The sequence below is a fragment of the Ochrobactrum sp. BTU2 genome, from assembly GCF_024539785.1.
Taxonomy (GTDB): Bacteria; Pseudomonadota; Alphaproteobacteria; order Rhizobiales; family Rhizobiaceae; genus Brucella; species Brucella anthropi.
In genome coordinates this window covers 1-9556 of sequence record NZ_JAHWRG010000041.1, presented here as the reverse complement: position 1 = coordinate 9556, position 9556 = coordinate 1, and the positions used below count along the sequence as shown (strand labels likewise).

The window sequence follows — 9556 nt, the reverse complement described above, 5'->3', positions numbered from 1 at the left end:
GCGGACGGCGACCACGGTGGCGGAGGGAAACCTTTTGGGGGGATGGGAAACAAAGGGGGACGAAAATCCCCACCCCCGGCTCACCAAAAACAGTTAGGATCGATGACGGTGACGCAGCAATTGGAGATAACCGCCGCTGGTCATGGCGAAACTACCTTCGACGAGCCCTATGACGGCATCGCGCAGAGAAGATGTTTTCCATGGTTCGGCGGCGATACGCGCATCACCATAGATGGCGATCGCGATTTCGCGGTAAGTCGCCCCGTCCAGGCGCGCGTCGAATGCGCGCAGCATCTGGCGGATACGCCGCCGGCGCTGCGACGTCAGCCGCATGTCTGTGGGGACACGACGGCGAAACAGCATCGCGCAAAAGCGGCTCAGCGCATGAAGCCGATCCAACGCGGCGGCATCGAGGATCAGAACAGCGACAAGGATGCCGCCGGATGGGGCATCGATACGGGTGACTTCGAGGCGTTCACCGGCAACGTCGATCCGCAGATGGAGAGCATCGATTCGGTCAAAGGAGTGCGCGCGGATGAAATCCTCAGCAGCGGCGGAATCGCCTGAAGCGAGGGACATCCTGTGGAGTAGAATTGCCCCAGGGTCGGCATTCGGGGTCCAGAAGATAGGATGATCGAGTGCTGTGTGCCGGGGATCGGCGGCGAAAGCACAACCCCCATTGTTCGGCGACGGCACGAGCCTGATCGCTATCAAGTTGCCCGCGCGCAGCGAGGCTCTCGTAGGCTTTCCGGTAATCCAAGTTTCGCCGAAGGAATTCCCAAGCAAGCTCGGACGTCGTCAATCGATCAATAAAGTCATAGTCGGCGTCGGACCGCCAGTCATGTTGTTCAGGCATCCCCTGACCTCCACATACGCTTTACGACTGTGGGCAATGCAAGGGCTACGATCTCAAGTTGCTTTGGTTTTGGGAACAACGAAGGTGGCGTAACGTGATGCGGGTTCTGCACCACCTGGATCGAAGGTCAGTGAAGGGCGGCGCGCATCAGGCTGGAATAGCCCTGCTCGGCCATCCACTTCGCCCGAGCCAGATGCGAGGCGTAGATTCGATGGGCGCGTTCTGCGTCTTTCCTGGGATCAAGGCGCAAGACCAACTCGGCAACCTCCTGCCAATCCGCGCCATCGGCCTCCGCATCGAGAAGACGCAGATACAGCTTTAGATGCGCCCGGTCGTAGGCGGTGAGCTCCGCGTCAGCCGGCGGATGGTCCATGAGCAAGTTTTTGATCACACGATCCCCACTACTGAACCCTATCCAATGTATTGGTGCTTGTTAACGGATTTGTGATGGCAAAACAGAGGTGGAAGCCGCGAATACGACGCCTCCCTACAGTCGGGACAGGATTAGAGAATTTCGCGAACAAGCATAACTCCCACACCACGATCGGAATTGAGGAAGACGATGCCGTTGTCTTCGAAAGACCGACGAACCTGATCGCGTGTGGTCTCGTATACCTCGAAGCCGCTTTCGGATTCGAGGCGTTTGAGGGCGGTCAATGATACACGGGCCTTGTCGGCGAGCGTCTCCTGCGTCCAACCAAGCAACGCGCGCGCGGCCCGAGATTGTCGGGCGGTGATCATGCATGATCACCTCCCACATGGACCTACGCACATTCCAAAACTACGGCTATTTTAGTCGCTCTTGCCGTGAAAATCCAGAAAAACCCTATTTGACTCAGCGAATCCGGCGAACGGCCACGAACTGATTCGGTTTCGGTAAACGCCGGCCTGGTGGCCCATGCGGGGCCACCGCCCGCAGGCGGTGGCCAACGCCGCCCGGCTCAAGCGAACGGGTCTATCTCGTTGATGACGGTATCGTCTTCTCCGTCGTATTCGGCGGCGGGCATCACGCTGAGCGTACCGTCGCCGGCGCGGAAGACGACGATAGTGACCATCAGGGTGGCGGCGAGGCTGAAGGCGAAGGCGTGGGCATCTGCAAGGGACATTTTCCGGCTCCTGTTTGGAGGCGGAGACCATTCCCCGCTCGACAGGCGCCCGATGTGTTTTGGTCCCGGCCGCGATCACCGCCGAGGCGAAGCCTCGCGCGGCGGCATGCTTCGCATAGTCCGACCCTTCATGGGTTGATCGCGGAAGGCCGGGATTGAAACCAAGGTTGCGTCTCAAAGAGCGGGGTGGTCTTTGCCGCCGTAGTCGGAAAATGATTTGCCGATGCCTTTCGCTGTGCCTTGGTTTGTTGGCCCCGTTCCGGTGTCGTTCGTCATTTCGACGGCCGCCGCCAGCACTGTCGGATCTGGGCAGGATAAGATGGCGAGTTCCTTTGCCATCCGTGGATCAGGCCGCGAAGCAGGAATACGGCACGATCCATAGCGTAGTCAGCGTTCGAGTCAGACCTGGCCGGGAGAAGAGGATGGGTTTGGGAAGGAGAAGGAGGGAACCGTCTCTCCTTCCCATGGGAGGGAGTTTGAGGGAGGGGCTTGCCTTTCCCTCATGGGGTGAGCGACGAGAGGGGTCGGCGCAGCCCCCCTTTCGTCAGTGCTGGCGGCCGGTCGATCCGGCTGTCAGCGCTCCCGCAGAGGCAAAGACCAGAGGCGGCGAATGCCGCCTCTGGTCTGCGTCTCACGGCTTGCTGTCGCAGTCGTCACCGTTGACGAAGACATAGATTGCGGAAAATTCCTCGCCTTCATCGTAACCATGCAGGTCTTCGTAGCATTCCTCGTCAATGTCGTCAGGATCGTGTTCAACGGACGACGGAGCCGATGTAGGGTATTCCTGCTGCGGTAGTTCCAAGCCGATGGCATCGATAGGAATGCCGAGCTTTCTTTCGATCCTACCAAGCAGAAGGCGAAACTCCTTCATCTCGCAGGGAACATGATCCCAAAGGTCCGAGCCTTTCGGCTCGCGCCAGTAATATTCATAGTTTTCGCGATGATTGCCGAAATCCTCGTCCAGTTCCGCGACCTTGGCCGGATCGGTATTGAGGATGAAGCGGCGTTCCGCTGCCAAAGCCTCGCGGGTGTAGGTGATGAATTGTGCGAGGAAATTTTCGAGGTAGTCATGCAGCGCCCGTTCGAGAGCCGTGTTGCAATCGAGACGATTGACCAGAACGTCGATCCGAAGCGCGGCAGCATCGGCATACATCTTGAGAAAATTTAATTCAGACATGGAAGCCTCCTTTGCGTTATCTGACGCAAAGGTGTCTGCATTGGCGACCCAAGGGGTCAAGGATCGCAACGCGACCGGCGGAGCCGGCGAGTGGGGGAGCCGAAATGCGTTAGCATTTTGAGGGGACCACGAAGTCCTTTACGCCGCAGGGGCGAATGCGACAATCGGAAGTCAGATAGAGAAGCCCCGCGGCGCCGACCAGGCGCCGCGTCCGTATGGGCTGGGGAGGTTTGGAGGGGGTGGACCACCCCCTTCATGGGTGGGGGTTCAAGGGGGCGGGGCTCGCCCTGCCCCTTTCGGGGAGAGTCATGAGAGGGGCGGCTTTCCCCCTTCTCATGAGGAGATCCGGCCGGTAGATCCGGCTGGAGGGCCTATCCATACAGTCCGAGGTCACGATCACCGACAAGCGGAGGGAGCATAGGCACCCCTCTCTTCGCGGCGTCTGCGCTCAGCTTCCCCGAGCAGAGGCGGCATTATTTGGCGCGGAAGCGGTGGTGTTCTGCCGCGAACATGGGAAAACCCGGCGGCTTGCGCCGCCGGGCCTTTGGCACCCCGCTCAGAACGGGATGTCATCGTCGAAATCGCGCTGTCCTTCACCGTTCTCGGTCTGCTTCGCTCGCGTCAGGAACGTGACCGACTCGGCGATGATCTCGGTGCCGTAGCGGTCATTGCCCTGCTGGTCGGTCCATTTCGTGTAATGGATGCGGCCCTCCACCAGTACCTTCATGCCCTTACTGCAATGCTCCTGGACCGTCTTGCCAACGCCGTTGAAGGCGATGACGCGATGCCATTCGGTATCCTGGACCCGGTAGCCGTTCTCGTCTCGGACAACCCGGCCTTCCGAATAGCGTGGGCGCGAGGTTGCGAGCGTGAAGTGGGTGATGCCGGTGCCGCCCTGGGTAGTGCGGGTTTCGGGGTCCTGGCCGATGTTGCCGGCAAGAATGGCGATGTTTGTCATTTTCGTATCTCCGTTGCGCCTCGGAGGGACCATCCCTCCGACGAGACCCGGCCAAGGCCGTCGGGAGATGCTTGCACTGGCGCTTTCAAGCGGCAGCCTGACCCGTAAGGCCCGGAGTGGGGCGGGCAGGCGCTTGCGCCAACTCGGTCCGGAGCCGCGCGGGTTGCGGTCAGAAACCGAACGGTCTTAGGGGATCAGTCAGTCGGAGGGATTGGTGCCTTTGAGAGCACAAACGGAGATATGCGGCGCAAACAATCGTCCTTGCCGGTAACAGCGTGGTGCCAGGCTCCGTGCTGAAACCCTTATCAGATCGGTGCGCCTGCAAGAGCCTCTTCACCCGTGACCTCATGCCGCCAGCCGGAAGGCCGGCAGTCCGGACGTAGCCTTAACGGCTATCGGGTTTCAGGCACATGGCGCCGTTCCCGGCTCGCCGGCTGAAGGAACGATCCAGTAGTATTGAGAGACGGAAACATGAAGGTGTTCGCGGTTGCCCCCGCTATACGGATACCGGACCGATGCGGAAGGTGCTGACCGTAACATCGCGCGGGATTGTCGTTCGGTGACTGCCTTCCCCTGCCGGGCGAAGCAGGCCGCGAATGAGGATGACGAACACCGCGCTGATCTGCCATCTCTCATCTGGGCGGGTGACAAAGAAACGGCGGCGCAAGCCGCAGGTTTTTTCCATGGAAGCAGCAGGTCGCGCCCGCTTCAGCGCGAGAGGATCGCCGTACCGAGGGCGTTGAGATTGAGCAGCGCCGCAACGCCAATGAACAGGCCACCGGCTCCGCCGAGCAGGTTCAGCGCAACCGTGGAATCGATGAAGTTCTTCGTGACCCCGTGGACGAGCGCGTAGCCGGCGATGGTCGCGGGGATCGCGAAGACAGCAAGCGCGATCAGCCGCAAGGCCGGGTTCTTCGCAAAGCCCACAACGGCGATGACCAGCGCCACGGAAAGCAGCGCCGCGCCAATGGCAGCAAGCCCCGACATCAGGAAACCGGCCTCCATTCCATGAACATATTGGAAGGCGGAAAGCCCGACCATGAAGGGCAAGGCATAGATGGCGAAGTTATAGGCGATCACGCACATGGCGATCGTCAGGGAGATGACGAGCAGGATCAGGGTCATGACAGCCTCCAGATGAACGGTTGAGGATCACGTCAGGCTGCCAGGAGATACGCTCCGCCTGCGACTATGCCAGTTCACCGTTGCTGCAAGGATGCTCCATTTGAGCCAGATCAATGGGATTTCGTCAAGTATTGGCGGTTGAAACAGCCGCCGAGCGGCGGCGCTTTACGCGCCGCCGTCGAACTTCATGACGGGAATGCCGAGATTGCGGGCCTTGTCCTCGAGATTGCCCTGGATGCCGCCACCGCCGAAGATGAGAACGCCGACCGGAATGACTTCGAGCATGGTATCGTTGCGCTTGAAGGGCGCCTGTTTCGACGAATACTTCTTGAAGTCCGGTTCGAAGGCGATCTGCGTCACCTTGCGGATGCCTGCCCAGTCGGAAGCGATCTTTTCGGCGCCTGTCTTGGCGCCGCCGTGGATGAGCACCATATCAGCATGCTTTGCATGGACCTGATCGAGCTTCGCCCAGATCAGGTGATGGTCGTTGAAGTTCGTGCCGCCGGAGACGGCAACCTTCGGTCCGGCGGGCAGCAGCACCTCTTTCTCCGCTTGGCGCTTCGCAGCAAGGAAGTCGCGGCTGTCGATCATCGCGGCGGTCAAGTTGCGGTGGCTGATTTTCGAGCCGTTGCGCGGCCGCCAAGCGCTGCCGGTGTGGTGCTCGAAGGCTTCTGTGGCGACTTCACGGAAGAGTTCCATGCTGTTGCGCCGCTCGATCATGGTCTGCCCCTCCGCCGTCAGGCGTTCGAGTTCGACCGACTTCACCTCGCTGCCATCCTGTTCTCTCTGAAGGCGGCGCTGTGCCTGCTCGTTGTCGTCAAGCTCGCGTTCGACCCGGCTGGCGGCGCGATGGAAGAGATTGACGGTTCCCCAGAGCAGCTCTTCGAGATCGGGTTCGAGGCGAGTGTCGCCGAGTGTGGCGATGAGGGCGTCGAAGATGTCTGCGACCGCGGCGGCGACGGTATTGCCCTCCGGCAGCGGTCGAGGATCGGGTTCGTCCTGAAACGGACGCCAGCCGTAGAGCTGGAGTTCCGTGAGGACATGATCGGTGGGAGATGAGGCGTGGACCGGCTCGAAACCTGCATCATCGTCTTCGTTCGTCATCGGGAGCGTCCTTTGTCTGGAGACCGCGCCCATCGCGGCCTTCGCAGGCGTCGAAGCTCACGGGCAGGACGGACTGGCAGCCCTCGCACTCCCGCGAGGGCCTTGATGGCCGGGTTCCGGCTATTTTGTTTCGCGCTGCAAAGGCGGCATCGCCGCCGGCGGAAAATAGCCGGGACACGGCCATTGCTTGGCCGGCCAGCTTGTGAGCCGATCGTCCTCTCAGAAGGCCGTGGGCGCCGCTCTCTCCGACACGAGAAGGATGCTTCCGATGATGAATGGAGGCGGCAGGTGGAGATGCCCTTCCGCACCTCATCCCCCGCCGATGTCCTCATCCCTCCATGAATCGGCTAACGTCTTCGGGATGAAGCTGGTCCTTCAGAGCCGCCCGAAGGGCGTCGACGCCGCGCCAGCGCAGATCGTCGTTGAAGTCCTCGCCGACCGGCGACACCGGGATCGCCTGGATGCCGACGCTCGCTGCTCTGTCGATCAGGCTGTCTCTCGCGCTATCGCCTGCCGGATCGCGATCTCTGAGGACATAGAGCCTGCGCAGTGTCGCCGGGAACAGGATGGCAGCGAGATGTGCCGCCGAAAGCGCCGCCAGCATCGGCATGTGGGGCAAGACCTGACGGGGCGACAGCACGGTTTCGATGCCCTCGCCGGCCGCGAGCACCTCACCGGCAACGCCGAAGCGGACGCCGTGCCCGAGAAGGTCACCCATCGCCCGCCTCGGTGTCTCGACAGGCGCCTTGCCCGAACCGTCCGGGGAAAGCCAGGTGCGGTGAGCGCCGGTCTGCTTGCCGTCGAGATCGGTCACGGACGCGACAATCGCCGGCCAGATCTCCGTGGGCGAATGCTCATCGGGCCTGTAATAGCACCGCGAATGGTAGCGCAGCGCGGAGCCACCGACGAGCGACGTGATCGCCCTGCTTCTGAGGTAGATTTCCGCAAGGGTGCCGCCGATCGGCTGCGACATGGCGAAGAGCCGCCGGGACGCTTCAGGCGAACCGATGACAATGTTTGAAGTCATTCCGGTCGGCGTTCTCGGCCTCGAAGGTTCGGGATGGGGCAGCGAGAGGAACCGGCGCGCTTCCTCGGCTACGTCCTTGAAGTCGATGAGGCCGAGCGCCTCGCGGATGACGTCGAGGAGATCGCCATGCTCGCCCGTCGCGCCGTCGGTCCATTTGCCGGCCGGGCCTTTGGCTGTGTCCTTCAGACGGACATAGAGGGAGCGGCCGGGGCTGTTCTGGACGTCCCCGACCAGCCAGTAATTGCCGGAGCGACGGCCGGAGGACAGATATTCGCGGCAGACCGCCTCGGCCTGCCTGCCGAGACGGATTGCCAGATCGGAAGCACCGTGACGGGCCATCACGCAGCCTCCCGCTCGCCGATGCGCTCGACCGGCCAGCGGTCGAGGAGCTTGGCGAGAACGACCGGCCCGTTGGCATCGACAGGCACGAACATCCTGAGCTTCCACGAGATAATCTCGTGGAACAAGCCGTAGGCCGTCAGGCGCTCGCGCATGGTGTCGTCGAAGCCGGAAAGCTCGATGCGGTTGGCGCCCATGACACGGACACGGCGAAGCTGGAGACCCTCGGCGAGATCGAGGATGGTGCGTGCGTCCATCAGCGCCGTGAAGGCTTCGTCGGGCGTTAGCGACGTCGTGCCGGTCGTGGTCGCTGTTGCGGCCCAGGCCGGCGAGACACGGCGACCGATGATGCGCTCACCTTCGTCGGTCTGAAGACGATAGACGCGGGTGGATTCCTGTGGCAGCCGCTTCCAGATCGGTAGCAACAGGCCGGCGACGACATGGATGGTGCCGTCGGTGAACTCCGGCACCTCGGCCAGCTCGGCGTTCCAGGCCGCGGCAAAGGCATCATGGTCGGCTTCGAGCCAATAGGTCTCGGCCATCAGCTTCACCGGGATGTTATGCCCTTCCATCGGCAGGATCAGGCGGACACGCCGTTCGATCTCGCCATCGTCGAGCATGACGCTCGTGGTTGGGATCTGCACGGCGGCGCGGCCCGACCGTTCGTTGATCAGCAGTCTGGCGCGCGGATCGTCCAGATGGCCGAGGGCTTCGGCCAGCGTGACCGGCCGGTTGCGCTTGCGCTCGGTGATGGTCACCAGGCGAGTTTCGGCGCCGGTGCCCGGATGGACATAGATGGTCTTGCGGTCGATGACGACGAAGCTCTCGGCCGTCAGCGTCTCCAGCCCGACATCATAGGTGCCGCTGGCGATCGCCCCTTCGATCTTAGCCGTGAGAAGCTGCTCGAAGGCGGCGAAGAGGATGCCCTGAAGCTCGATCGTCAGCGCCAGCAGACGATTGAGGAAGGTGGTGATGGGCGGAAGATCGTCCTTTATACCCGTCGAGTCCATCAGCTTCAGGCCGGTGGCGTCTTCGAAACGGTCGAGGCTGCATCCTTCGACCTTGCCACGGACCAGCAGGAGATAGAGCTGGCGCAGCGCATCGCGGGCATAGACGCTCTCCAGATTGTCCTCGGGGCGGAACAGGCCCTGGCCGCCGGTCTGGCGCTGGCCGCGGGTGATCGCGCCCAGCGTGTCGAGACGGCGAGCAATGGTCGAGCGGAAGCGCTTCTCGGCCTTGACGTTGGTGGCGATCGGCCGGAAGAGCGGCGGCTGTGCCTGGTTGGTGCGGTGAGTACGGCCGAGCCCCTGGATCGCCTTGTCCGCCTTCCAGCCGGGTTCGAGCAGGTAGTGGACGCGCAGCCGCGTGTTCTTCGCCGAAAGCTCGGCGTGATAGGACCTGCCCGTGCCGCCGGCGTCGGAGAAGACGAGTACGCGCTTATCATCGTCCATAAAGGCTTGCGTCTCGGAGAGGTTGGCGGAAGCCGCACGGCTCTCAACCACGAGACGGTCGATATCACCGGAGCTGCGTTTCCGGACGATGCGGCGAGAGCGGCCCGTCACCTCGGCAACCATGTCAGTCCCGAAATGCTGGACAAGTTGGTCGAGGGCGCCGGGAACCGGCGGCAGGCTGGCGAGGTTCTCGATCAGGGCATCGCGGCGGGCGACCGCCTCGCGGCTCTCGACCGGCTGGCCGTCCCGATAGACCGGCCGTGACGACATGTTGCCTTCCGAATCCGTGAAGGGCTCGTAGAGCTGCACCGGGAAGGAATGGGAAAGGTAATCAAGGACATAATATGCCGCGTCGGCATTATGCAGAGCACGGCGGGTCAAGTCTTTGATCTGCTTTTTCATTTCCTTATCTC

General features: G+C 62.1%; 12 protein-coding genes. All 12 read right to left on the bottom strand.

The annotated features are described in order from the left end of the window. Window positions 1-93: 93 nt before the first annotated feature. Entirely contained in the window at window positions 94-363 is a 270-nt protein-coding gene (locus KWJ32_RS27275; RefSeq protein WP_235824448.1) for a DUF2285 domain-containing protein, read from the bottom strand. A gap of 620 nt (window positions 364-983) precedes the next feature. Further along, window positions 984-1229: a DUF2285 domain-containing protein gene (locus KWJ32_RS27270; RefSeq protein WP_097143165.1), complete on the bottom strand. Its 246-nt coding sequence runs from the start codon at window positions 1227-1229 to the stop codon at window positions 984-986. A 131-nt stretch (window positions 1230-1360) separates the two neighbouring features. Continuing rightward, a complete protein-coding gene (locus tag KWJ32_RS27265; RefSeq protein WP_097143166.1) occupies window positions 1361-1597 on the bottom strand; it encodes a helix-turn-helix transcriptional regulator in 237 nt (78 codons plus the stop codon). Window positions 1598-1797: 200 nt separating this feature from the next. Then, a complete protein-coding gene (locus KWJ32_RS27260; protein ID WP_165910062.1) occupies window positions 1798-1962 on the bottom strand; it encodes a hypothetical protein in 165 nt (54 codons plus the stop codon). 174 nt (window positions 1963-2136) lie between these two features. Then, entirely contained in the window at window positions 2137-2301 is a 165-nt protein-coding gene (locus KWJ32_RS27255; RefSeq protein ID WP_164056812.1) for a hypothetical protein, read from the bottom strand. A 292-nt stretch (window positions 2302-2593) separates the two neighbouring features. Continuing rightward, window positions 2594-3139, bottom strand: coding sequence for a hypothetical protein (locus KWJ32_RS27250; RefSeq protein WP_141402144.1), 546 nt, complete (start codon window positions 3137-3139; stop codon window positions 2594-2596). A 556-nt stretch (window positions 3140-3695) separates the two neighbouring features. Continuing rightward, a complete protein-coding gene (locus KWJ32_RS27245) occupies window positions 3696-4097 on the bottom strand; it encodes a single-stranded DNA-binding protein (protein WP_097143168.1) in 402 nt (133 codons plus the stop codon). Between the two features lie 496 nt (window positions 4098-4593). Next, a complete protein-coding gene (locus KWJ32_RS27240; protein WP_097143169.1) occupies window positions 4594-4782 on the bottom strand; it encodes a hypothetical protein in 189 nt (62 codons plus the stop codon). 23 nt (window positions 4783-4805) lie between these two features. Continuing rightward, the gene (locus KWJ32_RS27235) at window positions 4806-5222 is read right to left on the bottom strand and encodes a hypothetical protein (protein WP_097143170.1); all 417 of its coding nucleotides are present in this window, start codon (window positions 5220-5222) and stop codon (window positions 4806-4808) included. A gap of 165 nt (window positions 5223-5387) precedes the next feature. Next, the gene (locus KWJ32_RS27230) at window positions 5388-6326 is read right to left on the bottom strand and encodes a DUF2493 domain-containing protein (protein ID WP_097143185.1); all 939 of its coding nucleotides are present in this window, start codon (window positions 6324-6326) and stop codon (window positions 5388-5390) included. A 328-nt stretch (window positions 6327-6654) separates the two neighbouring features. Further along, the gene (locus KWJ32_RS27225; RefSeq protein WP_097143171.1) at window positions 6655-7692 is read right to left on the bottom strand and encodes a toprim domain-containing protein; all 1038 of its coding nucleotides are present in this window, start codon (window positions 7690-7692) and stop codon (window positions 6655-6657) included. After that, on the bottom strand, window positions 7692-9556 hold a 1865-nt coding region (locus tag KWJ32_RS27220), incomplete at its 5' end, for a strawberry notch C-terminal domain-containing protein (RefSeq protein WP_256886583.1). The genes KWJ32_RS27220 and KWJ32_RS27225, both read right to left, overlap by 1 nt.